Here is a 25,416-nt window from a genome sequence, read left to right as displayed (position 1 = left end):
CCCGCGCCTGCCGGTGTGTCGGGGTCGGGAACCCTCGTGACACCCTTTCCGCATGCGGATCGAACGGTTGGGCACCGGCGGGGAACCGGCGGCGGTGCTGCGGGCGCTCGCGTCGCAGGCCGCCGCGACGGGCGCGCCCGGGCCGGCCGCGCTGATCGGCGACTGGTTCGGGTCCGGGGCGGTGCTGGTCCCGAGTGTCACGACCCGGCCGGTCGCGCCGCGGCGGGCGTTCGCGCTGACGCGTCCCCCCGCCGCGCCGATCACCACGCCGACGACCGCCGGGCGCGGCGACACCCCGCTGATCGGCGGCGGATGGATCGGGTACCGCGGCTACCCCGACACGCCCGACAGCGGCCGGACCGCCGCCCTGCCGGAGGCCGCCGGGGGCTGGACGGACTGTGTCCTGCGGCTCGACGCGGACGGCTGCTGGTGGTACGAGTCGCTCACCGGCCGCCCCTGCCCACCGGCATGGTCGACCGCCGTCACCCGACCGCGAACCCGGCCGCGGCCCTGGCATCTCGACTGGACGGCACCCGACCGGGACGCACACCGCTCCGGCGTGCTCGCGTGCCTCGATGCGATCGCCGCGGGCGAGGTGTACCAGGCATGTGTGTGCGCCAGGTACACCGGCACGATGGACGGCGAGTCCCTGGACTTCTTCGCCGACGCGACCGAGGCGACCCGCCCGGCGCGGGCCGCCTACCTCCAGGGGTCGTGGGGGGCCGCCGCGTCGCTGTCGCCGGAACTGTTCCTCGCCAGGAACGGCGACCGGGTGACGTCGAGCCCGATCAAGGGGACGCTCCCGATCGACACCGACCCGCGGCGGCTGCGCGCGTCGGTCAAGGACGTCGCCGAGAACGTGATGATCGTGGACCTGGTGCGCAACGACCTGGGCCACCTCGCCGTCCCCGGCACGGTCACCGTCACCGACCTGCTCGGCGTGCACCCCGCGCCCGGCGTGTGGCACCTGGTATCCACGGTCGCCGCCACCGTCCCGTCCGGCACAACGACGGCCGACCTGTTCGACGCCGCCTTCCCGCCCGCGTCGGTGACGGGATGCCCGAAACACCGTGCCCGACAGCTACTCTCCGCGTGGGAGCCGTACCCGCGCGGACTGTACTGCGGCACCGTCGGGTTCGCGTCCCCGCTGGCGGGCACCGAACTGAACGTCGCGATCCGGACGGTCGAGTTCGCCCCCGACGGCCGCGCGGAACTCGGGGTCGGCGGCGGCATCACGATCGACTCCGACCCCGACGCGGAGTGGCAGGAATGCCTCGACAAGGCGTCCAGCATCGTGACCCTCCGGCCTGCCGGGATCCCGCGCTATCCGGAGCACTCCCCCCGCGCCGACCTGGACAGCTCGTAGTCGGTCTCCTGGTCCGCCGTCAGCGGCGACGACGACGCGCAGATCCGGTCGATGATCGCGGCGACATCCAGCCGCCACGCCCGCAGCACGCCGTCGCCGTCCGCGGCCACCACCGTGTCCGACCCCGGCAGGAAGGCGACCTGCCATCGACCCGACCCGTCCGTGGCGATCGGTCCGCCCACCTCGCGCATGTGATCGCGGTCCGCGACGTCCCACAGTCGAACGGTGCCGTCATCGCTGCCCGACACCACGTGCCTGCCGTCCGAACCGAACGACACCGAGTAGACGGTGCCGCTGTGCCCGCGCAGCGCGGGTTGCCGCACCGTCAGCGAACCGTCCTCCGCGCGGTCCCACATCACCACCGTCTGGTCGTCGCTTCCAGTCGCCATCGCCGACCCGTCGGGCGCGAACGACACCGCGTTGATCCCCGCCCCGCCGCCGCCGTCGTCGACGTGCTGCGGCACCGGCCGGGCCGGATCGTCGACCCGCCACGCGAACACCCCCCCATCGGCGTCGGCGGCAACCAGGGTGGACCCGTCCGGGCTGAACGCCGCGGTGCGCACGAGGTTGCTTGGGCCGTCGAGCCGGTCCCCCCACGGAATCGGGTGCGCCGGATCGGTGAGATTCCACAGCTGCACGCTGGTGTCGTCGTCGCCGGTGGCCAGCGTCCGGTTGTCCGGGCTGAACGCCAACTCCCAGGTGAACCTGGTCCGGATCGTGATCGGTTCGCCGAGCGGGCGGGGCCGGGCGGGGTCGGCGACGTCCCAGACCTGCACCTGACCGCCGGTCGTCGGCGCGGTCGCCATCAGCGTCCCGTCCGGCGACAGTGCAACCATGTGGGCCCCGCCGAACGGCCGCGGCAGGTGCACCGACCCGACCACCCCGGCACGACCGTCCCCGTCGACCCGCCACATCCGGACCACCGAGTCGTAGCCGCCGGTCGCCATCAGCGACCCATCCCTGCTGATCGACGGCAGCGTCAACGCCGCCTCCGACACCGACAGCGCGGAGCGGGGCAGTGTCCACACCCGCAGGTTCGAGTCCTGCCCGCCGGTCACGACGGTCGACCCGTCCGGCGACACCGCCAGCGCGGGCACCCCGCCCCCGTTGCCGGTCAGGGCCGGCTTCACCTCGCTCATCGTGCCGCGCCCGGTCGCGACCGCCCACCGCTTGACGGTCCCGTCCCAGGACGCGCTGACCAGCGTCGCACCGTCCGCGGCGAAGGCGATCGTCCAGATCGCCCCGGTGTGCGCGTGCACCGGGGCACCGACCTCCCGGACGGCGCGCACGTCGGTGGTGTCGAACAACCGGATGACCCCGTCATCGCTGCTGGCGGCGAGGGTGCGCCCGTCAGGCGCGAACGCCACCGAATGCACCACGTCCCCGAAGTCCGCCTGCACCGGCGGCAGCGGCGTCGGCGCCGACCGGTTGCTCATGTCCCACAGCCTGACGCTGCGGTCGTCGCTGGACGTCGCCATCACCGCCGAGTCCGCGCGGAACGAGATGGTCCGCACGCCCGCCGGGTGGGCGGCCAGCGTCGTCGCCGGATACGGTCCCGGCGCGGGCGGCGAGGTCAGCACGGTCGAGGTATCGAACAGGGTGACGGTGCCGTCGTCGTTGGGTGCAGCCAGGGTGCGCCCGTCCGGGCTGAACCGGATGTTGTGCACCGCCTTCGTCCCGGCGCGCGCCCCCTCGAGGAGCGGTCGGGGTGCGGCCGGGTCGGTGACATCCCACGCGGACACGGTGCCGTCCCCGGCGCCCGCGGCCAGCACCCGCCCCGTCGGCGCGAAGGACACCGACGCGATGTACTTCTCGGATCCGGTCAGCAGCACACCGACGGGGTGCGGGGCCGCGGGGTCCCGCATGTCCCACAGCCGCACCGTCCGGTCGTCGCTGGCGGACGCCATCATCGACCCGTCCGGGGAGATCGCGACGCCGTACACGGGCCCGGTGTGACCGTCGAGCGCCCGCCCGATCGGCGTCGATTCGCTCGCGATCAGCCGCGAGTAGGCGGTGTCGCTGCCCGGGCGCATCTGCCAGGCGGCGAGCGAGAGCCGCGCCGCGGTGGTCGGGTCGGTGCTGCGCAGCGAGTCGGCCAGCGCCACCACCTGACGGAACTGGGCCGCGCTGCGCTCCGACTCGGCGCGGTTCTTCGCCGACCACGCCATCGACACCGCGACAAGGGCCACCACCGTCGACAGCACCAGCGCAGCCATCACCGCCCGCGCGATCCAGGTGCTGCGCCGCACGTTCCGCGTCGACGTGGACAGGAACTCGGTGGCGACGGGGGTCAGGGTGGCGGGGACCCGGTCACCGTCACGACCGGGGTCCGGATAGCCTTCCGCCGCGATCCGCGGCGCATCGTATTCGCGGACGATGTCCAGCCTGCCCCGCTGGTAGAGGAGGCTGCTGTCGCGACCGGACTCCTCCCACCGGGACGCGTCCTCCTCGATCTGCTGGCGCACCGCCGAGTACGACCGGTCCTCCTGGATCCAGGTCTTGAGCCGCGGCCAGGCGTCGATCACCGCGTCGTGGATCAGTTCGACGCTGTCCGCGTCCGCGACGAGCACCCGGGCCCCGATGAACCGGTCGACGACCTGCCTGGCCGGGTCCGCGGCCCCGCCTGCGAACGCAAGCAGCTGCGGCAGCGTCCGCCGGATCTTGACGTCGGCCCCGGTCTGCGTCACGTACACCAGGTGCACCATGATCGCCCTGGCCAGCAGGCGTTCGCGCTCGTCGAGGCCCTCCCAGGTGCGTTCCGCGGTGGCCGCGACCGACCCGCGGACCCCGCCCGTCGCCCGATAGGCGGCGACGGTGAGCTGTCCGCCGCGCCGCCGCTCCCACATCGAATCGAGCAGGTGCGAGAGCAGCGGCAGCACGGTGCCACCGCCGTCGGTGGACGTCAGCACCCCGAGGTCGTGCAGGATCAGGTCCACCAGCCCGGCCTCGAGCTTCAGCCCGATCAGCTGCGCAGGCCGGGTGATGACCTCCACCATGTCGGCCCGCGACAGCGGCGACACCGCCCGGCTGCGGCGTTCGAGCGCATCCGCGAGCACCGGATGGGTCAGTGCCCGCGCGTAGAAGTCGGACCGCATCGTCGCGATGATCAGGGGGGCGGCGTCGGCCGTCTCGTCGGGGCCGAGGGAGAAGGCGGCCAGGTCCAGCAGCCGCAGAAACGGATCCCTGGCCCGGGGGTCGCGGCACTGGGTGAACAGTTCCTCGATCTGGTCGACGACGATCACCAGCTGGGCGGCCCCAAGCCGGTCCGCGGCGGAGCGCATCGCGAGCCGGACCGCGGCCGCGTCCGCGGCGGGCGGCAGGGCACCGAGCTCGGGCACCGCTGCGGCGAGCGCCCCGAGCGGATCGGGTCCCGGGGTGAGGACGATCGCGACGCCCGCGGCGGTGCCGGCGTCGGGGCTCCCCGACGCTTCGCCGAGCAGCGCGGGAACGAGGCCGGCCTGCACGAGGGAGGACTTCCCGACCCCGGACGCGCCGGTGACGATCGTCATGCCCCGCCCCTGGGCGGCGGTCACCACGTCGATCAGCCGCTGCAGGCTCTCGGTCCGGCCGAAGAACAGCCGGGCATCCTCCGCCCGATAGGGCTCGAGACCGCGATACGGGCGCACCCCGGCCAGCGGTGGCGTGGCGTCGGCCCGGTCCGACTCGGCCCGGTTGCGGGTCGCGGCGCCGCCGTCGCGGGCGCCCTGCCACCACGACTGCCACTGTTTGAGGGAGTACAGGCCGGGGGTCGGGGGGTTGCCGTGCATCGACTGCGCGGTCCGGATCAGGACGACGAGGACCGGTCGCACCGCGTCGAAACTCGCGGGCACCCGTTTGCCGGAGCGCCAGTCGCTCAGCCGTTGGATCGACACCTGCTTGTCCGCGCCGATGGCCCGACCGAGCGCACCCGCCTCCGAGACGACGGTCTTGAGCGGCGGTCCGCCAGCGGTCGCGAACAGCAGCCGCAACTGGTCGGCAAAATGCAGCCTGGCATCGGGCCCTTCCGGCATCCGGTCCGTCCACCTTCCGGTTCCCACCCGCGGAAAATCCGCTGCGGAATAGTTCCTCATAGCGTGTGAACAGGGAGAATACCGGAATCCTCGGGCAGACCAATTGGTCGGGTGCGGTCGGGGCGGCACAGTGGTGTCCGGTGCAGGTGGGGTCCTGCACCACGTAGCGGCGCCGGCGGGGACTGACGATTCTCGAGGGGTAGTTCCCGCCGGGCACGCTGCACCTGGGCACGCCGAACACGCAGAATCCTAGGAGTCGACCATGAGCCGAATCGCCGTCAAGATCGCCGCGATGTTCCCGCCGACCCTGGCGGCCGCGCTCGTCATCGCCGCATCGGTGGGGCTGATCGTGGTGCTCGCGGGCATGCCGAGCTGAGCGCCGACGCCCGACCGGCCGCGTCAGTCCTTGCGCGCGGCGAGCACCGCCTCATAGATCTCCCGCTTCGACACACCGTTCGTGGCGACCACCGCGCATGCGTCCTTCAGCCGGGCACCATCCGCGACAAGCCGCTCGACCTCGCCGACGAGATCCTCCGGCCGGGCCGCGACCGGGGTTGCCCCCTCCAGCACGACCGTGATCTCCCCCCGCGCTCCCTCGACCGCCCACGCCGCGAGCTCGGCGAGGGTGCCGCGGCGCACCTCCTCGTAGGTCTTCGTCAGTTCCCGGCACACCGCGGCCCGGCGCTGCCCACCGAGCACCTCGACGGCGTCGGCGAGGCAGTCCGCGAGCCGGTGCGGCGCCTCGAAGAACACGCAGGCCCGGGATTCGGCGCGCAGGGTCTCCAGCCAGGACCGGCGCGGCCCCTGCTTCCTCGGCGGGAACCCGTCGAAACAGAACCGCTCGACCGGCAGCCCCGACAACGCCAGCGCGGTCGTCACCGCGGACGGGCCGGGCAGGCAGGTGACCGGCAGGTCCCGCGCCACGCACGCCGCAACGAGCCGGTAGCCGGGGTCGCTGACCGACGGCATGCCCGCGTCGGTGACCAGCAGCACCGTCCGCCCCGCCGCGACGTCCTCGACGAGCGCGGGCAGTCGGGTCGTCTCCACCTGGTCGTAGAAGCTGACGACCTTCCCGGTGATCGTCACCCCCAACGCCGACGCGAGGTGCCGGGTGCGGCGGGTGTCCTCGGCGGCGACCACGTCCGCGGTCGCGAGGGCGTCGCGCAGCCGCTCCGAGGCGTCACGCACCTCTCCCATCGGCGTGGCAGCGAGGACCAGACAACCGTTCATGCCCGACAGCCTACGATCGTCCGGTGACCCAGTTGACCGACGCGCGTTCGACGCCCCGCGTCGACCACCCCGTCCTGGTCGGCCCGGGTCCCGCGGCGCCCGTCCCCGATCCGGGTCCGACCGACCGGCTGCGCGGCTGGGTGGTCACCCTGTTCCTGACCGCGGTCGCCGCGATCACCCGCTTCACGATGCTCGGCTATCCGACGGATGCGGGGACCCCGGTCTTCGACGAGAAGCACTACGCGCCGCAGGGCTGGCAGGCGCTCACCGGCGGCGGACTGGAGGACAACCCCGGCTACGGGCTGGTGGTGCACCCCCCGGTCGGGAAGCAGCTGATCGCGCTCGGCGAGGCGATCTTCGGCTACAACGGCTGGGGCTGGCGCTTCGCCGCGGCGGTCGCGGGCACCGTGCTGGTCCTGCTGGTGATCCGCATCGTGCGGCGGATGACGCGGTCCACGCTGGTCGGCGCGATCGCGGGCATCCTGCTGATCGCGGACGGTGTCACGTTCGTCTCGTCCCGGATCGGGATGCTCGACATCTTCATGGCGGTGTTCGTCGTCGCCGCGTTCGGGTGCCTGATCGTCGACCGCGACCAGGTGCGGGGCCGGATGGCGGTGGTATTCGCGGAGGGCCGGATCGCGCACTCCGAGTTCGGCCCGCGGCTCGGGGTGCGGTGGTGGCGGTTCGGGGCGGGCGTCCTGCTCGGCCTGGCGTGCGGAACGAAGTGGTCCGGGATCTACTTCATCGCGTTCTTCGGGCTGATGTGCGTGGCGTTTGACGTCGCGGCCCGGCGCTACCACGGGGTGCGGCGACCGTGGGTTGGCGCCGCGGTGCGCGACATCGGGCCCGGCCTGTATGCGCTGGTGCTCGTCCCGATCGGGGTGTACCTGGCGTCCTACTGGGCGTGGTTCACGTCCGAGACGGGGGTGGACCGGCATGCGGTCGGCGACCAGCTCGGGTACGGCGGCACCTTCTCCTTCGTGCCCTCCGCGCTGCGGTCGCTGTGGTACTACAGCGGCAACGTGCTCGAGTTCCATTCCGGACTGACGAACTCCGCGGGCAACCACCACCCGTGGGAGTCGAAGCCGTGGACGTGGCCGATGGGCCTGCGGCCGATGCTGTACTACTTCGCCGAGGGCGACCAGGTGTCCGGCTGCGGCGCGGAGAGCTGCGTTAAGGCGGTGATGCTGATCGGCACGCCTGCGATGTGGTGGCTGGCGCTGCCGATGCTCGGGTGGGCGCTGTGGCGCACGGTGGTCGGACGGGACTGGCGGTACGCGGCGGTCCTCGTCGGCTACGGCGCCGGGCTGCTGCCCTGGTTCGTGACGATGGACCGGCAGATGTACTTCTTCTACGCGGTCGCGCTGGCGCCGTTCCTGGTGATGGGTCTGGCGTTGGTGTGCGGCGAGGTGATCGGGTCCGCGCGGCAGGCGGCCGAACGGCGCGGCGTCGGCCTGCTCGCGGTGGCCCTGTACCTGGGGCTGGTGGTGGCGAACTTCGTCTGGCTCTGGCCGATCCTGACGGCCCTGCCGATCACCCCGGAGATGTGGCAGCAGCAGCTGTGGCTGCCGAGCTGGCGCTGACCCGTCAGGGGGGTGTCGCCGACCCGGTGTCGCCGGCCCGGCGGTGCCGGTGCGGCAGCTGGCCGTGCAGGGGCAGCTTCCGCCGCTGATGCGGCCGCAGGATCATCGGGTCGTGCCGCAGGTCCCGGTACAGCGACACGCACAGCCCGATCATCACGACCACGAACGGGGCGGCCGCGATGATCGTCATGGTCTGCAGGCCGTCGAGGGCGTCCTCGCCACCGGTCCAGAGCATCAACGCCGCGACACCGCCGGTGAGCATGCCCCAGAACACCACCACCCAGCGGCTCGGTGCCAGGTTCCCGCGCTGTGAGAGGGTCCCCATCACCATCGAGGCGGCGTCCGCTCCGGAGACGAAGAAGATCGCGACCAGGATCATCACCAGCACCGTCGACACCCCGAACAGGGGCAGGTGTTCGAGCATTCCGAACAGCTGCGACTCGGACGTGCCGCGGGTCGCGAGCTCGATGCCGTCGCGCTGCTCACCGATCCCGGCACCGCCCATCACGCTGAACCACAGCAGGCTGACGACGCTGGGGACCACGATCACACCGACGACGAACTCCCGGATCGTGCGGCCGCGGCTGATCCGGGCCAGGAACATCCCGACGAACGGGGTCCAGGAGATCCACCACGCCCAGTAGAAGATCGTCCACGACGAGAGCCATTCGGCGGTGGCGGGGTTGCTCGACGCCGCGGTGCGGGCGGACATCTCGGCGAGCTGGCTCGCGTAGGCGCCGATCGTGGTGGGGATCAGGTTCAGGATCAGCACGGTCGGCCCGAGGACGAAGACGAACACGGCAAGGGCGAGGGCCAGCACCATGTTGGTGTTCGACAGCCATTGGATTCCGCGCGACACCCCGGACACGGCGGACGCGACGAACGCCAGCGTCAGGATCGCGACGATCGAGACCAGCAGCAGCACCCCCGCCTTCTCCAACCAGCCGACCACCTCGAGGCCCGAGCCGATCTGCAGTGCCCCAAGACCGAGGGACGCGGCGGTGCCGAACATCGTCGCGAAGATGGCGAGGATGTCGATGACCTTGCCGATCGGCCCCTCCGCGCGGCGGCCGAGGAGCGCGACGAAGGCCGAGCTGAACAGCTGCTTGCGGCCGCGCCGATAGGTGCCGTATGCGAGGGCGAGGCCGACGACCGCGTAGGTCGACCACGGGTGCAGGCTCCAGTGGAACATCGTGGTCGCCATCGCCGTTCCGACCCGGCTCTGCCCCTCGGTGCCGGGTGGGGGCGTGACGAAGTGCGCGAGCGGCTCGGCGACGCCGAAGAACATCAGCCCGATACCCATCCCCGCGCTGAACATCATCGCGATCCAGCTGACGGTGCTGAACTCGGGCTTCTCGCCGTCCTTGCCGAGCGGGATCCGGCCGTATCTGCTGATCGCGAGCCACAGGGCGAACAGCACGAACCCGCTCGCGGCGAGGATGAACAGCCATCCGATGTTCGTGACCAGCCAGTCGAGGACCGTCCCGGTGACCGAGGCGAGCCCATCGGGGTCGACGAGTCCCCAGATCAGGATGACGGCGGCGGCGGCAGCGGCGACACCGAATACGACGCGGTCGGTGCGCGGCGCCCCGCCGCCCGACGGGGCGAGCGGGCCAGCAGCCGGGCGCTCGGAGGCGTCATCCTCGGACAGTTCGGTTCTCCCCACCATGCCCTAACGTTGCGTGCCCTCCCGGGCAAAAGCAAACTTCGGCGACGGGCGGCGCGTCCCCGGCGCGCTACGCGGTGACGGTCCGTGCGCCTCCGCGTCCCCCGATCAGGGCGTCGACGCTGAACCGGCCCGCCCCGGTTGCGGCGATCAGCAGCGAGGCGACGCCGAGCGCGAGGACCAGTTCGTAGCCACCCTCGGACACGAAGATGCCCTTGTCGACGTGCGCGATGAAGAACGCGCCGACCATGTCGAGGAACAGCAGGAGGCCGGCGATCGGGGTGGCGATTCCGGCGATCAGGGCGAACCCGCCGACGAGTTCGACCGTCGCGGCGATGACCGCGGACACGTTGTGCACCGGCGCCCCCATCTGCTCGAACGACGACTGCACCCCGCTGATGCCATAGGTGAAGAACTTCTGCCAGCCGTGGGCGACGAAGATCACGCCGATGCCGACGCGGGCGATGAGCAGGGCAATGTCGCGGAGTGCGCTGGATTTCATGTCGCGGTCCTTTTCGGTGTGCGGCGCGGGTTCCCGCCTCGGGAACTCATTCACTGTGACATGGTTAGGTTGAAGCGTCAACCATCCGGGGGTGGCGGTGTGCCGATGCTCGGGCCTGACGCGGATACCCGATCCACGAGAGCAGCACCACAGCGACGACGAGCAGCCGAACCAGGTTCTCGGCGTCGACCGGGTAGAGCACACCGGTGATGTAGTGCGCGATGAAGCCGGACGACGGCAACGGCGACCCGCCCTCCGCAACCCGCGCCCAGTTCTGCACCGCGGTCAGCGGACAGTCGTACCCGACCAGCACGGACCCGGCACCCCACAGCACGGCGGCCCCGTGCACCGCGATCGTCCGCGGCCAGCGCCACGCCAGGAAGCCACCGAACACCAGATACCCGAGGAACGCGAAGTGTCCGACCATCGCGAGCACCTCGACGACGCGGTAGACCATGGCCACCTCCGTTGGCGCGCCCTCCTCCGAGCGTAGGCCCTCACGCGCCGCGGATCGCGGCCTCAACCAGGGATCGGGCAACGCCGTCGGACAACCCGAGGCTCCGGACGGTTGCCACGTACTCGGTTGCCGCGCGGGCCGCGACACCCCGCGACGCGTCGCCGGTCGCCGCGACGAACGACCCGAGCCGCCCGCGGGTCTCGATCGCACCCATCGCCTCGAGTTCCCGATACGCCTTGGCGACCGTGTTCGCGGCCAGCCCCAACTGCTCCGCCAGCGCCCGCACCGTCGGCAGCTTCGTGCCCGCGATCAGCCCGCCGTCCCGCACCTGCTCGAGGATCTGCAACTTCACCTGTTCGAACGGGGCGGTCGCCGCAGCCGGATCGATGTCGATGCGCATCTCGCGAGGCTAGCCCGTGGACGCCGCCCGCGCGGGCTACCCGGAGAACGCCTCCTCGGCGCGATCGAACCACGCCGCCTCCTCCACGAGCCGGACGCTGCGCCAGCCGTCCGGCGTGCGCACCAACTCGTGGTGGTACCAGCCGCCGCAGAAGAACTGCTTGCCCGGCGCAACGATCAGCGGGTTGTAGAACATCGCGCTGACCGACGCCGTGCCGCCATCCGGGTCGAAGCCGCGAATATCCATGTTGGTGACGTAGTGCTGGGTGCGACTGAACAGCGCGAGCATCGGCTCGAGTTGCTCGATCACCGCCTCCCGATCGCCGGCAGGCCCGCCCGAGGTGCTGTAGTCGATGCGGGCATCCGCGGCAAACACCGTGCGGTACAGGTCCCAGTCCCTGGCGTCGACGGCGCGGGCGTACCGGGTCAGCAGGTCGGTGGCCTCGATCCAGAGGTGCAGGTACGCGGAGTCCATCGGGTCATGGAACCCCACCCGGGCCGCCGCCGTCCGCGATTTCGGTGATGCGGGCACACTATGGGGCATGGCAACGACTTCCGCAGGCAGCACTCCGGCGCACACCGCGACGATCTACCACAACCAGCGCTGCAGCACCTCCCGCAAGGTGCTCGCGCTGATCGAGGAGGCGGGCATCACGCCGACCGTCGTCAAGTACCTGGAGACGCCGCCGTCCCGGGACGGGCTGCGCAAGCTCCTCGACGACGCGGGCCTCAAGCCGAGCGAGGCAATCCGGAGGAAGGAGGCCATCTACAAGGACCTCGGACTGGCCGACGCGAGCGAGGACGAACTGCTCGACGCGATGGTGGAAAATCCGATCCTGATCGAGCGACCCCTGGTCGTCACCGACCGCGGGACGGTCCTCGCCCGGCCGGTCGAGAAGGTCACCACCATCCTCTAGTCGCGGCTGATCGGGCAGGACATGCACCGGGGTCCGCCGCGGCCGGACCCGAGTTCGGAGCCTGCGATGCGCAGGACCTCGATGCCCGACGCCTCGAGCCGCGCGTTCGTCTCCACGTTGCGCTCGTAGGCGACGACGACGCCCGGCGCGAGCGCGAGCGTGTTGTTCCCGTCATCCCACTGCTCCCGCTCGGCGGTGACGTGGTCGAGGCCGGTGTCGATGACGCGGAGCTTGTCGATGCCCATCGCGGCGGCGGCGGCGTCCAGGAACGGTTCCGCACCTCGAATGGACACCCCGGTCTCCTCACTGCGCAGGGTGAACGCGGAGAGGGTGTGCGCGACCGCCGGATACATCACGACGGCGTCGACGTCGACCATCGTGCACACCGTGTCGAGGTGCATCGACGCGCGCCGCTGCTCGATCGGCACCACCAGGACCGTGTGCGCGAGCCCGTCCTCGAAGACGCTGCGCGCCAGTGCTTCCGCGCCTGCCGGGGTGGTCCGCTCCCCCACCCCGACCGCGACCACCCCCGGAGCGAGCAGCAGCACGTCACCGCCCTCGACGGGCGCGGTGTGCGACTCGTAGGCGCGGCGCACCCCCAGGAACCGCGGATGGTGTGCGTAGATCAGGTCGGTCAGCGACGCCTCCCGCACCCGGGCGGGGAGGGCGAGCGAGGTGATCGCGACCCGGTCCCCGATCCAGAACGACGAGTCGCGGGTGAACAGCAGGTTCGGCAGCGGCTCGATGACGAAGTCGCCGCCGTGATGCATCCGCCGCACCAGCGACGGCCCGCCCGGACCGATCGGCAACTCGTCGAAGGTCATCCCCGCGGTCAGCACCGTCGCGAGGGTGTCCGGCGCGACGGTCCGCAGGTACCCCGAAAGCTCCTGCGCCAGTGTGTGTCCGAGTCGTCTCGGGTCGACTGCCGCCGCGATGCCCTGGATGCGTGCGGCGCCACTGACGGTCAGCGTCTCGGTCAACACCTCCGAGAGCAGCAACACGTCCACCCCACGCGAGCGCAGCAGGTCGGCGAACGCGTCGTGCTCGTCCTTGGCCCGGTCCACCCATGGCAGCCCGTCAAAGAGAAGCTGGTCGCTGTTGCGCGGTGTCAGCCGTTTGAGCTCGTCTCCCGGCCGGTGAAGCAGCACGGTGCGCAGCCGCCCCACCTCCGAATCGACCCGCGGGGGCTGGCTCTCGTTCATGATCCGACAGTAGTACCGACCGCGGCGGGCCGCGCAGGGCATACCGCGGCAAGCCGCGCAGGGCGTAGCGCGGCGGGGGCTCAGCTGATCAGCCCACGTTCCCTCGCCACCGCGACGGCCGCGGTGCGGCTGTCCACTTCCAGTTTCGAGAAGACGTGCACCAGATGCGATTTCACGGTGGCCTCGGTGACGAACAGGTCCTTGGCGATGGCCCGGTTGGAGAGGCCCCTGGCGACGAGGGCGAGGATCTCCGTCTCCCGACTGCTCAGGTCCACCCGCGGGTCGCGAATCCTCCGGTAGAGCCGTTGTGCCACAGCGGGGTTGAGGACGGTGTCGCCGCGTGCCGCGGACCGGATCGCATCGACGAGCACCTGCGGGTCGCTGTCCTTGAGCAGGTAGCCCGACGCGCCTGCCTCCACGGCCCGCAGGATGTCGGTGTCGGTGTCGTAGGTGGTGAGCACCACGACACGCGGCGGACCCGGTTCCGCGACGATCGCCGCGGTCGCCTGCGCGCCGTCCATGCCCTCGCCGAGCCGCAGGTCCATCAGCACGACGTCGGGTCGCTGCGCGCGGACCAGGTCGAGCGCGTCCTCCCCCGAGGACGCCTCCCCGACGACGTCGAGCCCGTCGTGCGATCCGATCAGGGCACGCAGCCCCGCCCGGACGACCGGGTGGTCGTCGACCAGCACGATTCTCAGGGTCATGATGGCACCGGAAGCGTCGCGGCAAGGGCCGTTCCGTCCCCGACGGCGGACTCGACGACGAGTGATCCGCCGAGCGAGTCGAGTCGTTCCCGCATCGCGCGCAGGCCGAACGAGGTCGGCGCTGGCGCCGCGTCCGGGTCGAACCCGACCCCATCGTCGACGATGTCGAGACGCACCTCGTCGGGGGTGTAGGCGATGGTCACCCGCACCTGCTGTGCCCGGGAGTGCAACCGGACGTTGGCCAGCGCGCTCTGCGCAACGCGCAGCAGCGCGACGTCGTATTCCATCGGCAGTCCTGCCTGTTCTCCGTCGACGACGAGGCCCGCGTCGATTCCGGTGTGGTCGCGCAGTTGGCCGACGAGCCTGCCGAGCGCGGAGGCCAGCGAGGCGTCCTCGAGGGCGGACGGCGTCAGCGCCCCCACCACCCGGCGCGCCTCGGCGAGGTTGTCCTGCGCGGTGTCGGCGATTCGGGCGAGCGCCGCGACCGGATCGGACGCCCGTTCCCCGGCCCTGGCCAGCAGCACGATCGACGAGAATCCCTGGGCGAGGGTGTCGTGGATGTCGCGGGCCAGCCGCTCACGCTCGGCGACCGCCCCGGCTTCCCGCTGCACCAGGGCGAGTTCGTCTTGGGCGCTGAGTAATTCGTGATGGGAGCGGGCGAGTTCGTCGTAGAGTCGGCGGCGCTGCTGCGCGTCTTGGACGAGCTGCTGGTAGACCACCGCCATCCCGGCGGCGGCCGCGGCACCGAAGACCGGCCCGAGGATCGAGGCGACCGTGTTCGAGGTGCCGTGCCACAGCGTCGCGGCGACCGCGACGGCGGTGATCGCGACCGTGGACGCCAGCGCCGCCGCGGTGGACAGCAGGTGGAAGCACAGGAAGAACAGCGGAAACGCCACCCAGACGAAGTTGCCGTCGAGCGCGGAGAGTCCCAGCCAGCCGAGGACGAGGACGCCGAGCCACAGCCGACCATATCCGGGGCGGCCGGTGGCGGCGGACCGCCCCGCGAACCAGACGCCTGCGAGGTACCAGCCGAATAGGAGCGCGGCGAGGGCGACCGCAGCGGCGGGGTTCGCGTCACCGGTCAGGGCGCGGGCCACGCCGACCGCGAGCAGCAGCACGAACAGCACGTGGGCGCCGAGGGTCATCACCCGCAACACCGGCATCGGGCCGCGGTCGTGAGGGAGCTGCATTTCGTCCACGCTAACACCGCCGGCGGCCGTCGACCTGCCGCGGCGCAGTCATTCCAACTTTCGATTGACCACCACACCCAACCGTCGCGCGATGCGAGCGCACCCGTTCCCGGGCGAGGCTGGATGTCATGTTCATCGGTATTCGTGATCTCCGTTTCGCCAAGGGCCGCTTCACTCTGATGAGTGTGGTCCTGTTCCTGATCGCGCTGATGGTGGTGATGCTGTCGGGTCTGACGGCCGGGCTGGGCAACCAGTCGATCGCGGCGGTCCGGGGCATCGGGGCGGACCGGTTCGCGTTCGGGGTGCCCGCGCAGGGCCAAGACCTGTCGTTCTCCGAATCCCGGGTGGACGGCGCCCAGCGGGACGCGCTCGCGGCGCGTGCCGGGGTGGAGGAGGCCGCGCTGATCGGTATCGCACCGGTGCGGTTGACGGTGGACGGGCGGGACGTCGGCGCGAGCGCGTTCGGCGTGGACGGCGCCTCGTTCGCCGCCCCGGTGCCGCTCGCCGCAGGGGAGGTCGCGGTGGACACCGAGCTGGCCGAGGACAACGGCTGGGCGGTCGGGCAGCGGGTCGACGCGGGCGGCCGAACCGTGACGGTTGCCGCTCTCGTCGACGACTCGTTCTACAACCACCAGCCGGTGGTGTGGTTCGACCGCGCGGACTGGCTGGCGCTGCCGACCGCGGCGGGCAGCGACGGCACCGTCGTCGCGCTGCGCACCTCCCCCGGCTTCGACGCCACCGCGGCGGGCGCCGCGACCGGCACCGCGATCACCGACGTGGACGACGCGGTGAACGCCATCGGCGGGTACAGCTCCGAGCGGGGATCACTGCTGTTGATGCAGGGCATGCTGCTGGTGGTCAGCGCACTGGTGGTCGGGGCCTTCTTCACGGTGTGGACCATCCAGCGTGGCCCGGACCTGGCGGTGCTCAAGGCGGTCGGCGCGTCCACCGGATACCTGCTGCGGGATGCGCTCGGGCAGGGGCTGGTGCTGCTGGTGCTCGGCACCGGGCTCGGGACGCTGGCCGCCGTCGGGCTGGGAACGATTGCCGCACAGGCCGTCCCGTTCACCCTCACCGTCGGCGGCGTGCTGCTGCCGTTCGTCGCACTGATCGCCCTCGGCATGCTCGGCGCCGCCGCCGCGGTGACCCGCATCGCCTCGATCGACCCGAGGACCGCGCTCGCCGCGGCCCGCTGACCAGGAAGGACCTTCCCATGAGCATCGAGCTTCGCGACATCGTGCTGACCTACCCCGACGGCGACACCCGGCTGCGCGCCCTCGACGACGTCACCTGCGTCGTCGACCGCGGCGAGTTCGCCGCCGTGACCGGGCCGTCCGGGTCGGGCAAGTCCAGCCTCCTCGCGGTCGCCGGCCTGCTGACCACCCCCGACTCCGGCACCGTCCGCCTCGACGGCGCCGATCTCACCGGACTGAGCCGGGCCCAGCGCACCACGCTGCGGCGCGAGCGACTCGGCTTCGTGTTCCAGCAGTCCAATCTGATGGCCTCGCTGACCGCAACCGAGCAGTTGCTGCTGATGACGCACCTATCCGGCGGCCGGGTCCGGGATCAGCGGGACCGGGCGAGGGATCTGCTCACCACCCTCGGCCTCGGCGGGCACCTCGACCGGCGCCCGCACCAGCTGTCCGGCGGGCAGCGTCAGCGGGTGGCGATCGCCCGCAGCCTGATGAACGATCCGTCGGTGCTGCTGGTGGACGAGCCGACGTCCGCGCTCGACGAGCCGCGCAGCCGGGAGATCGTCGCCCTGCTCGGTTCGGTAGCCAGGGAGCGGAATGTCGCGGTCGTGATGGTCACCCACGACCTCGGACCGCTGGACCTGGTCGACGCCGTCTACGAGATGCACAGCGGGGCACTGACGTTCGACGGATCCACCCGCGTCACCGCCTGAACGACGAACACCCCGCCCCGGCACTGCCGGGGCGGGGTGTCGTTCGTTCGGGCCGGGAATGCTACGACGCGAACATGCCCATCAGGTCGGAGCTGCCACCACCGGTGTTGGGCAGCGGCTCGTCGGTCACGGTGATGGTCGTGGTGCTCTCGGACGGCAGGAAGCCGGGGGCTCCGCTGTACACGGCGCGGATGTCGAACACGCCGACCTCGCCGAACAGGTAGCTCTGCTGGGCGAGACCGTCGTTGACGTTGACCGGGTTGCCGAGCGGCTCCTGCCCACTGAAGTACTGCACGGTGCCCCCGCTCGCCTTCGGCGCCACGTTCGCGCGCATGAAGATGTAGCGACCCGCCTGCGCCTGCGCCGGGATGTCGAGCGTCAGCGTGGTCGCGACGTCGGCGCCGCCGGGCACGCCGACCTGGATGGTCTGGGCGGCGGACGTCGACGCCGCGAATCCGGGGGCGCCGGAGAAGACCGCGGTGATCGTCTTGGCGCCGCTGACGGTGAAGTTCTGCACCAGGCTGGCCTTGCCGTTGGCGTCGACGTCGACGGTGCCGAGCACGGTCATCCCGTTCTTGAACGTCACCGTGCCCGCACCCGGGAAGGGCTCGACCTGCGCCTCAAGCACGACATCGGTGTTGACCAGCGATGTTGCGGGGACGATCACTGTGGTCCGGGTGACCTGGTCGCCCGCCTCGATGGTGACGTTCTGCGCCGCGGAGACCGACTCGAGCGCGAAGCCGGTGCCAAGGAACTTCGCGGTGATGTCGAAGGTGCCCGCGTCATTGTTGGACGGGGTCCACGCGTAGGTCGCGACGCCGTCCGCGGCGAGCATGCCGGTGCCGATCTCGTCGGCGCCCTTGTAGAACTTGACCACGTCGTTGGCGCGACCGCCGGTGACCTTCGCGGTGAGCGTCGACTGGACACCGCCCTTGAGCGCACCGACCGGCTGCAGCGTGGTGGTGGTGGCGTTCTTGGTGACGGTGATCCCGGGACCCTGGGTGGTGTAGGCACCCGATGCCGCGCTTCCACCGTAGGAGACGCCGCTGTTCTGCGCGGCCTCGCGGGTGCAGTTGGCGGTGACGGTGTACTGGAACTCGAACTTCTGCTCGGTGGTCGCGTCCCAGGACCCCTGGACCTTGACGGTGCCCGCGCCGACGGCGGCGACGGGAACCGGGAGGCCGTTGACCTTGACCGAGTCCTGCTTGTAGTTCATGCAGGTCGGGCGGACATCCTCAAGCCAGTTGATCGTGTTGCCCGCCGCGGTGACGGTGGTGGTGGCCGTGACGACCTCACCCTCGGCGGGCGTCGGGTTGCTCAGCGTGCGGGTGAAGCTCGCACCGCCGTCCGTCCACGACACCGTTGCGGGGTCGGCGTTCGCGACCCCCGTTCCCAATGCGACCGCGAATCCGGCGGCCACGCCCAACGCGCTCGCCGCCGCGATCATGCGGCGTCCAGACATCCCCGACATGCCATTCCTTCCGAACCTGAGGGAGGACCGACCAGCCCCCCGAGAAGTGGTGGGTCCCGGCGCCCACCCCCTCGCTGTGGGGTGTCCAGCGCCGAAATCGGGGAGCAGTAGATCACGATTCGGTCACCCGCATCGCCGGTTTCACCGAACTGACTGGACGGGCGTCCTGATCTGCTCCGCGCTGCCCGGTCGGGGCCCTGCGCTGCCGGCGCTATCGCAGGAACTTGCCGAACTGGTTGTTGGCCTGCTGCATCACGAACTCGTAGGGCGGCGCGAACTTCCGTGCCCACCAGTACCCGAACCGGACGTCGGCGGAGGTGTAGACGAGGAACCGCCCGCGCTTGACGCCCCGCACGATGCACGCCCCGACGTGCTCGGGCGTGACCGCCCGCCGCTCGAAGCGGTGCACCGCCTTGCGGACCCGCGGATCGTCCCGGTCCACGCCCGCGATCTCGACCGTCCCCACCAGCGGTGTCCGAACCGCCCCCGGCACGACGAGCGAGACCCCGATCCCGTGCTGCTTCAGGTCGAACCGCAACACCTCCGAGACGCCTCGCAGCCCGAACTTGCTTGCGCTGTAGGCGGCGTGCCACGGCAGGGCCAGCAGCCCGGCCGCCGACGACACGTTCACCAGGTGACCGCCGCGCCCCGCGCGCACCATCGGCGGCACGAAGTTCTCGATGATGTGGATCGGGCCCATCAGGTTGACGTCGACCATCGACTTCCAATGCCGGTGCTCAAGGTTCTCCACGGTCCCCCATGCCGAGATCCCGGCCACGTTCATCACGATGTCGAGCGCGCCATGCTCGCCACCGACCTGCGTCGCCCACGCGGTGACGGCCTCGTAGTCCGCGACGTCGAGGGCCCGCGACTCCGTCACGACGCCGCCGGCGCCGGTGACGAGAGCGACGGTCTCGGCCAGCCCGACCTCGTTGATGTCGGTGAGCAGCAGGTGCGCACCCTCGGCCGCGCACGCCAGGGCGGTCGCCCGACCGATTCCGCTCCCCGCGCCCGTGATCAGGCACTTCTTACCGCCGAGCTCCTTCATCACTGCCCCCAATGCCGGTCCGCACGATCCGCATCGGAGTGTACGTGCGGGCGACCGGCGCAGGGGTCACCCTCGGCGGTTGCTGCCGCCGGTGCGGGGTCCGATCTACAGTCGGGTCCCCATCTCGTCCTGGTACTCGCGGATCGTGCGTTCGATCTCGTCCGCTGCTGCCGCGTCGTCGTGACCGCGGGCGTAGTCGGCGCGCTCCCGCAACGTCCGGATCGCCCTTCGCAACTCGTCGTCCGACATCCTGTGGTCCATGCCGTCAAGTGTGCGCCGGTTCGGACCGTTCGCCAACCGTCCCGATCACGCCGCACGGAGCGTTATCCTGGAGGTGACGTGGGTCACATGGCAGCCCCGGATGGACGGGCGCCCTCTCGCCTTCACCCACCGAAGGAGGATCCGCCATGAGCCTCGACACCCTGTGCGCGGCGTTCCAGGACACGGCAGCCCGCCACCCGGACAAGGTGGCGCTGCGCACCGCCGACGGGTCGGTGACAATCACCTGGAGCCAGTACGCCGGTCGGGTCCGCGCCATCGCCGCCGGGCTCGCGAAACTCGGTGTCCGACACGGGGACACGGTGGGTTTAATGCTGACCAACCGTCCCGAGTTCCACCTCGTCGACACGGCAGCGGTACACGCAGGCGCCACCCCGTTCTCCGTCTACAACACCCTCGCCGCCGAGCAACTGCACCACGTGCTCACCAACGCGGGCTGCCGGATCATGGTGTGCGAGAGCCAGTTCCTGCCGGTGATCCGGGAGGCAGCGCCCGGCACCCCGGTCGAGCGCATCGTGTGCGTCGACGGCACACCGGAGGGCACGATCGGCCTCGCGGACGTCGAGGCGGAACCCGACCCGGACTTTGACTTCGAGACGAGTTGGCGGGCCGTCCGCCCCGACGACCTGATCACGGTCATCTACACCTCCGGCACCACCGGGCCGCCGAAGGGCGTCGAACTCACCCACACGAACGTGATTGCCTTCCGGGATGCGAGCGTCGAACTCGCGCACCCCACCTCCGACGACCGCGGGGTGTCCTATCTCCCGGACGCCCACATCGCGAACCGCAACGTCGCCCATTACTGCGGGATCTTCTTCGCCACCGAGATCACCACCCTCGCAAACCCGAAGCAGGCGGTGACCGCGCTGCCGGAGGTGCGCCCGACGATCTTTCTCGCCGTCCCGCAGGTCTGGTACAAGGTGAAGGCCGGGGTCGAGGCGGCGCTCGACGCGGAGACCAGCGCACCGAAACGGCGGCTGGCCGGCTGGGCGATCGACGTCGGCATCCGCACCGCGCGGATGCGCTCGGCAGGCGTCCCGATCCCGCACCGCCTGGAACTGCAGCACGCGGCGGCCGAGCGGCTCGTGCTCGCCCCGATCCGCCGCAAGCTCGGACTGGACGAGGTGCGCCTCGCGATCACCGCCGCCGCCCCGATGTCGCCCGACGTGCTGGCCTTCATCCTCGGCCTCGGCATCCCGTGCTGCGAGGCATGGGCGATGTCCGAAACCGCCGCGACCGGCACGGCGAACCGGCCCGGTTCGATCCGCATCGGCACGGTCGGCGAACCGATGGCAGGCGTCAACATGAAGCTCGCCGACGACGGCGAGCTGCTCGTCTCGGGTCCGGGCGTGATGCGGGGCTACCGCGGCGAGCCGGAGAAGACCGCGGACGCCCTGGACGCCGACGGCTGGCTGCACACCGGCGACATCGCGACCATCGACACCGACGGCTACGTGACCATCGTCGACCGGAAAAAGGAACTGATCGTCACCACCGGAGGCAAGAACATCTCCCCCGCCGCCATCGAGGACGCCCTGCACGCCGCGAGCCCACTGATCGCGGGGGCCGTCGCGATCGGCGACAACCGCCCCTACGTGACCGCGCTGCTCACCCTCGACACCGAGGTGGCAGCCGCGTTCGCGGCGCGGACCGGCAGCACCGACGAGACCGCCGAGGAACTCGCGGTGAACCCGGACGTGCGGACGGAAGTCGAGCGGGCCGTCGACGCCGCCAACAGCCACCTGTCGCAGGTCGAACAGGTCAAGCGGTTCACCATCCTCCCCGACGTCTGGGAGCCGGGCGGGGACGAGTTCACCCCGACGATGAAGCTGCGCCGCGCCCCGATCACCGCGAAGTACGCGGACCGGATCGACGACCTCTACGCGGGCTGATCCCACACCATCGCGGCGCGAACGGCCCCGGACGCAGCGGATCCCCGCCACCGTGCGCCGGTGACGGGGATCCGGGTGAGTCAGGGAACTAGCTGGAGCCGAACAGCCCGTCCAGGCTTCCGGTGCCGCCGTCACCACCGGGGGTGCCGCCATCGGCCGCCGCCACCTGCACCGACTCCGCGTCGGCCGAGGCGTTGACGGTGCCCGCACCCGAGTACTCCGCCGTGATCACCCGCTGCCCCGCGGTCGCAGGCGTCCACGACAGTTCCGCCGTTCCGGCCGCGTCGACCTGCACCGTCCCGAGCACGGTATCGCCGTCCTTGAAGGTGACCGAGCCGCCCGCGTTGCCGGGGGTGACCTGCGCCGAGACCGTGTTCGCGACCCCGACCTTCGGGTTCGCGCCGACCGCGATCGCGGTGCTGGATGCGGTGTTGCCCGCCGGGGCCTCCGCGACCTCGACCGTCGCGTTCGCCGCGGACCCGGTCACGCCTACCCGGCCGGAGAAGGCCGCGCCGATCGCGTGGCTGCCCGCCGTCGACGGCACCCAGGTGTAGGTGGCCTCACCGTTCGCGGCGACCGGCACCTCGGCGAGGGTGGCGTTGCCGTCCTTGAAGACCACGGTGCCGCCGGCGGCCGCCGGGGTGACCGTCGCCTTCAGCACGGACGGGCGGCCGACCTGAGCGCCGGACACCGCGGCAAGCGCGGTCGACGAGGCGACGTCGGCGTCGGTGACCTGGACGGTCTGCGCCGAGGATTCGGACGCGTCCGCCTTCGCGGTGGCGGGGAACTTGGCGACCAGTGCGTGCGATCCACGGTTGCCGGGGGTCCAGGCGTAGGTCGCGACACCGTTGGTGAGGGTGCCCGCGCCGATCTTGGCTCCGCCGTCGAAGAACTCGACGGTGTCACCGTTCGCGCCGCCGGTGACCGCCGCGGACAGGGTCACCGCCGCGCCGACCTGCGCGCCGGACACCGCGGCGAGCGTCGTGGAGGTGGTGTTCCTCGCGACCGTGAGCGTCGGCCCCTTGCCCTGGTAGACGCCCTCGCCGAGACCGCCCGCGTAGTGCATCGTCGTCATCAGCGGAACGGAGCGATCGCAGTCCGGACCGACCGTGTAGGAGAACTCGAAGGTGTGCGATTTGGGATCGATGTTCGGGTACACCGTCCAGCTGCCGGTGACCTTCGCGAAGTCCGGCCCCTGGCTGTCGAGGGCACGCGGCGTCCCGTCGACCTTCGCCGAGCCCTCGACGTAGGTCAGGCAGGTCGGGTGCACGTCCTTGACCTGGTTGATGATCTCGAGGCTGGTCCACGCCTTGCGTTCGAACCGGGTCGACGTGGTGACCACGTCGCCCTCCTTCGGGGTGCTGTTGCTGATCGTGCGCGTGAAGTGCGAGTTCCCGTCCCACCAGTCCACGCTCACCGGCGCGGCGGCGGCGACGCCCGACCCTGCGACCACCGCGAAGCCCGCGGCAACCGCGAAGGCTCCGACCGCCCCGACCGCGCGACGAGTGTTGTTGTCAGACATGTGTCTCCTCCACGACGGACCGCGCAGGGCGGGTCGCCGTGCTCCAGGGTTCGGTGCGCCAGTTACCTCGGCATGCGGCCTCGCCGGCACAAAGTCGCGAAGGAGTAGACCACATCGATCGATGGTTCAGCGCCGATTCGGGAGGGAAGGTGGACGATTGACCTACACGCGGCGGAGGGTCCCGAGACGCAGACAAGGCGCCGCCGGCAATGCGGGCGACGCCTTGTCTGTCCTACTGGTGGAGCTGAGGGGAATCGAACCCCTGACCTCTTCGATGCGAACGAAGCGCGCTACCAACTGCGCCACAGCCCCAGTCCTTGCCCTCCGAAGGAGTGCCCGGCAACTCTAACAGGCTCCTCGAGCAACCATGAAATCAGCTGGTCAACACCCGTTTCGGGGACTACTGGCCGACCACGCGACGGACCTCACCCGGATCGTCGTCCTCGTCGAAGTACGGGTCGTGCCGGTCGAGGTGGTCAAAGACCGGATCCTCGTCGTCGACCTCGAGCACGACGGCACCGGGACGCCGCAGGCGCGAGGGCACCAGGCGGAGCTCCTCGTCGTCGTGCGACTCCACCCCGAGCCGGGACCGGCCGAGCCGGGCCATCCGGCGGCGCCGGATCTCCTGCTCGATCTGCACCTGACGACGCAGGTACGCCAGGTATCCGACGGTGCCGAGCAGCGCTGCCGCGCACGCCCACCACAGTGTCGAGGAGACGATCAGGGCCAGCGCACCCGCCATGATCGCGGCGAGCACCAACCCGAGGACCGCCCGCTGCCGGAAGGCGTACCGCGCGGCGCGGGCAATCGCGTCGGCCTCGGGGTCGAAGCCGCCGCGGCCGCGCCGGTAGGGGGTGCCGCCGCGCTCGTCGTAGCGCGGCACGGCACGGTCGATGTCGTCGTCGTACTCGGCATCCAGGTCGGGGTCGTCGTAGTCGAGATCGTGGGGGTCCACGTCCGCTCGAGCGTGCGCTTCCATCCAGTCCTCCGCGTGCAGGGGGCGATTGGGGTCTGGGCGCCAGTTGGGGTCGCTGCGGTGCCCGGTCGCCGGGCCGCGCCGATTCTGGCGGGCGTGCAGGTCGCGGTCGAGCACCCGGGTGGCGAGCGCCGCGTCCGTTGTCTGACGAATTCGCGGCCTGCGCTTGGCCTGCATCGGAAGCAGCACGAACAGCCACATCGCCACCAGCGCAATGACCACGAGCGAGTTCGGCATGTCGGGCGACCTCCCTCCCTGTCGGCTGCCAGCACAGCTGTCACCTGCATATTCGACCCGGTTGGTCCACTCAGGCTAGTTGCGTCGGCGCACTGTTCCCCGCAGACGCGCCGACTCAGCTTTCCCACATGCCACATTAGTCACTACTGCCGCATCCGCGCATCCCGGGTAGCCAATCGGTAGCCAGCACGGTCGTCAGCCCCACGAGGCGCGCCCGGCGCGCACCAGCCGATCCGCTGCCGTCGCCTCCAACTCCTCGATCGTCATCGCCACCAACAGATGGTCCCGCCACTGCCCGTCGACATCCAGGTACCGCTCAAGCAGGCCCTCCTCCCGGAACCCGACGTTGCGCAGCACCGCCCGACTCGGCAGGTTCTCCGGGCGCACCGTCGCCTCGATCCGGTGCAACCCGACCGGACCGAACCCGTGGTCGAGACCCAACGCGAGCGCCGCGGTGGCGACGCCACGGCCGCCATCCTCCTTCGACACCCAATATCCGATCCACGCGGACCGCAACGCTCCGCCGACCACGTTGCCGATCGTCAGTTGCCCGCAGAACCGGCCGTCGAGCTCGATGACCATCGGCAGCATCCGGCCCTTGCGGGCCTCCGAGCGCAGCGACGAACACAGCGCAGGCCAGTTCCCGATGTGGTGCCGCGCATCCCACGGACCCTCACCGGTCGGCTCCCACGGCCGCAGATGGTCCTCGTCCCGGATCCGCAACCGACTCCAGGTCGCCGCGTCGCGCAGCCGGATCGGTCGTAGGGTCACCCGACCCGCGGGCACCACCAGCGGGCCGAGCCGGGCAGGCCAGCCGGGGTGCGGAGAATAGCGGCGCAGGGCCGTCGACACCCGG

General features: G+C 71.2%; 22 protein-coding genes and 1 tRNA gene. 6 read left to right on the top strand and 17 right to left on the bottom strand.

Going from position 1 to position 25,416, the window contains the following annotated elements; genetic code table 11:
* The first annotated feature begins 52 nt into the window (after positions 1 to 52).
* Positions 53 to 1,366, top strand: a complete 1,314-nt coding sequence (locus ACFWQG_RS00700) for an aminodeoxychorismate synthase component I (RefSeq protein WP_378505648.1) — start codon at positions 53 to 55, stop codon at positions 1,364 to 1,366.
* Here the strand turns inward: ACFWQG_RS00700 and ACFWQG_RS00695 are convergent.
* Both ACFWQG_RS00695 and rsmI read right to left on the bottom strand, forming a co-directional pair.
* A complete protein-coding gene (locus ACFWQG_RS00695; protein WP_378505647.1) occupies positions 1,324 to 5,376 on the bottom strand; it encodes an NACHT and WD repeat domain-containing protein in 4,053 nt (1,350 codons plus the stop codon). The two genes, ACFWQG_RS00700 and ACFWQG_RS00695, sit on opposite strands and share 43 nt — an antisense overlap.
* A 399-nt stretch (positions 5,377 to 5,775) precedes the next feature.
* A complete protein-coding gene (gene rsmI / locus ACFWQG_RS00690) occupies positions 5,776 to 6,606 on the bottom strand; it encodes a 16S rRNA (cytidine(1402)-2'-O)-methyltransferase (RefSeq protein WP_378505646.1) in 831 nt (276 codons plus the stop codon).
* Between the two features lie 23 nt (positions 6,607 to 6,629).
* On the opposite strand from rsmI, the gene ACFWQG_RS00685 reads away from it, so the two are divergent.
* Positions 6,630 to 8,189 carry a dolichyl-phosphate-mannose--protein mannosyltransferase gene (locus ACFWQG_RS00685; RefSeq protein WP_378505645.1) on the top strand — a complete coding sequence of 520 codons (1,560 nt, stop codon included), beginning with the start codon at positions 6,630 to 6,632 and terminating at the stop codon, positions 8,187 to 8,189.
* A 4-nt stretch (positions 8,190 to 8,193) separates the two neighbouring features.
* Here the strand turns inward: ACFWQG_RS00685 and ACFWQG_RS00680 are convergent, their stop codons facing one another.
* The 5 genes from ACFWQG_RS00680 to ACFWQG_RS00660 all read right to left on the bottom strand — a co-directional run bounded on the left by ACFWQG_RS00680 (position 8,194) and on the right by ACFWQG_RS00660 (position 11,688).
* Positions 8,194 to 9,858, bottom strand: coding sequence for a BCCT family transporter (locus ACFWQG_RS00680; protein WP_378505644.1), 1,665 nt, complete (start codon positions 9,856 to 9,858; stop codon positions 8,194 to 8,196).
* Positions 9,859 to 9,925: 67 nt separating this feature from the next.
* Complete coding sequence (locus ACFWQG_RS00675) at positions 9,926 to 10,357, bottom strand: DoxX family protein (protein WP_378505643.1); 432 nt, start codon at positions 10,355 to 10,357, stop codon at positions 9,926 to 9,928.
* 64 nt (positions 10,358 to 10,421) lie between these two features.
* Entirely contained in the window at positions 10,422 to 10,814 is a 393-nt protein-coding gene (locus ACFWQG_RS00670; protein ID WP_378505642.1) for a DUF2784 domain-containing protein, read from the bottom strand.
* Positions 10,815 to 10,854: 40 nt separating this feature from the next.
* Positions 10,855 to 11,214, bottom strand: a complete 360-nt coding sequence (locus ACFWQG_RS00665) for a GntR family transcriptional regulator (protein ID WP_378505641.1) — start codon at positions 11,212 to 11,214, stop codon at positions 10,855 to 10,857.
* Positions 11,215 to 11,250: 36 nt separating this feature from the next.
* Complete coding sequence (locus ACFWQG_RS00660; protein WP_378505640.1) at positions 11,251 to 11,688, bottom strand: nuclear transport factor 2 family protein; 438 nt, start codon at positions 11,686 to 11,688, stop codon at positions 11,251 to 11,253.
* Positions 11,689 to 11,755: 67 nt separating this feature from the next.
* Here ACFWQG_RS00660 and arsC point away from each other — a divergent pair, with 67 nt between their 5' ends.
* The gene (arsC, locus tag ACFWQG_RS00655; protein WP_378505639.1) at positions 11,756 to 12,130 is read left to right on the top strand and encodes an arsenate reductase (glutaredoxin); all 375 of its coding nucleotides are present in this window, start codon (positions 11,756 to 11,758) and stop codon (positions 12,128 to 12,130) included.
* Here the strand turns inward: arsC and arcA are convergent.
* The 3 genes from arcA to ACFWQG_RS00640 form a co-directional block, all read right to left on the bottom strand.
* Positions 12,127 to 13,332 carry an arginine deiminase gene (gene arcA / locus ACFWQG_RS00650; RefSeq protein ID WP_378505638.1) on the bottom strand — a complete coding sequence of 402 codons (1,206 nt, stop codon included), beginning with the start codon at positions 13,330 to 13,332 and terminating at the stop codon, positions 12,127 to 12,129. The two genes, arsC and arcA, sit on opposite strands and share 4 nt — an antisense overlap.
* A gap of 80 nt (positions 13,333 to 13,412) precedes the next feature.
* Positions 13,413 to 14,036 carry a response regulator gene (locus ACFWQG_RS00645; protein WP_378505637.1) on the bottom strand — a complete coding sequence of 208 codons (624 nt, stop codon included), beginning with the start codon at positions 14,034 to 14,036 and terminating at the stop codon, positions 13,413 to 13,415.
* Positions 14,033 to 15,226 (bottom strand): sensor histidine kinase, encoded by a 1,194-nt coding sequence (locus ACFWQG_RS00640; RefSeq protein WP_378505636.1) that lies wholly within the window; start codon positions 15,224 to 15,226, stop codon positions 14,033 to 14,035. The genes ACFWQG_RS00645 and ACFWQG_RS00640 overlap by 4 nt, the downstream gene beginning before the upstream one ends.
* A 128-nt stretch (positions 15,227 to 15,354) precedes the next feature.
* On the opposite strand from ACFWQG_RS00640, the gene ACFWQG_RS00635 reads away from it, so the two are divergent.
* Complete coding sequence (locus ACFWQG_RS00635; RefSeq protein WP_378505635.1) at positions 15,355 to 16,422, top strand: FtsX-like permease family protein; 1,068 nt, start codon at positions 15,355 to 15,357, stop codon at positions 16,420 to 16,422.
* A 17-nt stretch (positions 16,423 to 16,439) separates the two neighbouring features.
* Positions 16,440 to 17,132 (top strand): ABC transporter ATP-binding protein, encoded by a 693-nt coding sequence (locus tag ACFWQG_RS00630; protein ID WP_378505634.1) that lies wholly within the window; start codon positions 16,440 to 16,442, stop codon positions 17,130 to 17,132.
* 61 nt (positions 17,133 to 17,193) lie between these two features.
* Here ACFWQG_RS00630 and ACFWQG_RS00625 read toward each other — a convergent pair whose 3' ends face one another.
* The 3 genes from ACFWQG_RS00625 to ACFWQG_RS00615 form a co-directional block, all read right to left on the bottom strand.
* Positions 17,194 to 18,603, bottom strand: coding sequence for an Ig-like domain-containing protein (locus ACFWQG_RS00625; protein WP_378505633.1), 1,410 nt, complete (start codon positions 18,601 to 18,603; stop codon positions 17,194 to 17,196).
* Between the two features lie 211 nt (positions 18,604 to 18,814).
* Positions 18,815 to 19,651: an SDR family oxidoreductase gene (locus ACFWQG_RS00620; RefSeq protein ID WP_378505632.1), complete on the bottom strand. Its 837-nt coding sequence runs from the start codon at positions 19,649 to 19,651 to the stop codon at positions 18,815 to 18,817.
* Between the two features lie 105 nt (positions 19,652 to 19,756).
* Complete coding sequence (locus ACFWQG_RS00615) at positions 19,757 to 19,912, bottom strand: hypothetical protein (protein ID WP_378505631.1); 156 nt, start codon at positions 19,910 to 19,912, stop codon at positions 19,757 to 19,759.
* Between the two features lie 146 nt (positions 19,913 to 20,058).
* Between ACFWQG_RS00615 and ACFWQG_RS00610 the strand changes: the two genes are divergently transcribed.
* Positions 20,059 to 21,825, top strand: a complete 1,767-nt coding sequence (locus tag ACFWQG_RS00610; protein WP_378505630.1) for an AMP-dependent synthetase/ligase — start codon at positions 20,059 to 20,061, stop codon at positions 21,823 to 21,825.
* 88 nt (positions 21,826 to 21,913) lie between these two features.
* Here the strand turns inward: ACFWQG_RS00610 and ACFWQG_RS00605 are convergent, their stop codons facing one another.
* The 4 genes from ACFWQG_RS00605 to ACFWQG_RS00590 form a co-directional block, all read right to left on the bottom strand.
* The gene (locus tag ACFWQG_RS00605) at positions 21,914 to 23,347 is read right to left on the bottom strand and encodes an Ig-like domain-containing protein (RefSeq protein ID WP_378505629.1); all 1,434 of its coding nucleotides are present in this window, start codon (positions 23,345 to 23,347) and stop codon (positions 21,914 to 21,916) included.
* 236 nt (positions 23,348 to 23,583) lie between these two features.
* A tRNA-Ala gene (locus tag ACFWQG_RS00600) sits at positions 23,584 to 23,659 on the bottom strand.
* Positions 23,660 to 23,747: 88 nt separating this feature from the next.
* Complete coding sequence (glpR, locus tag ACFWQG_RS00595) at positions 23,748 to 24,560, bottom strand: gephyrin-like molybdotransferase receptor GlpR (RefSeq protein WP_378505628.1); 813 nt, start codon at positions 24,558 to 24,560, stop codon at positions 23,748 to 23,750.
* Positions 24,561 to 24,755: 195 nt separating this feature from the next.
* Entirely contained in the window at positions 24,756 to 25,412 is a 657-nt protein-coding gene (locus ACFWQG_RS00590; protein WP_378505627.1) for a GNAT family N-acetyltransferase, read from the bottom strand.
* Positions 25,413 to 25,416: the final 4 nt, after the last annotated feature.

The organism is Rhodococcus sp. NPDC058532 (assembly GCF_042719255.1).
Classification (GTDB): domain Bacteria; phylum Actinomycetota; class Actinomycetes; order Mycobacteriales; family Mycobacteriaceae; genus Rhodococcus_G.
Note: the sequence above shows the minus strand (reverse complement) of the source record. Positions and strands in the feature narration are given on the sequence as shown.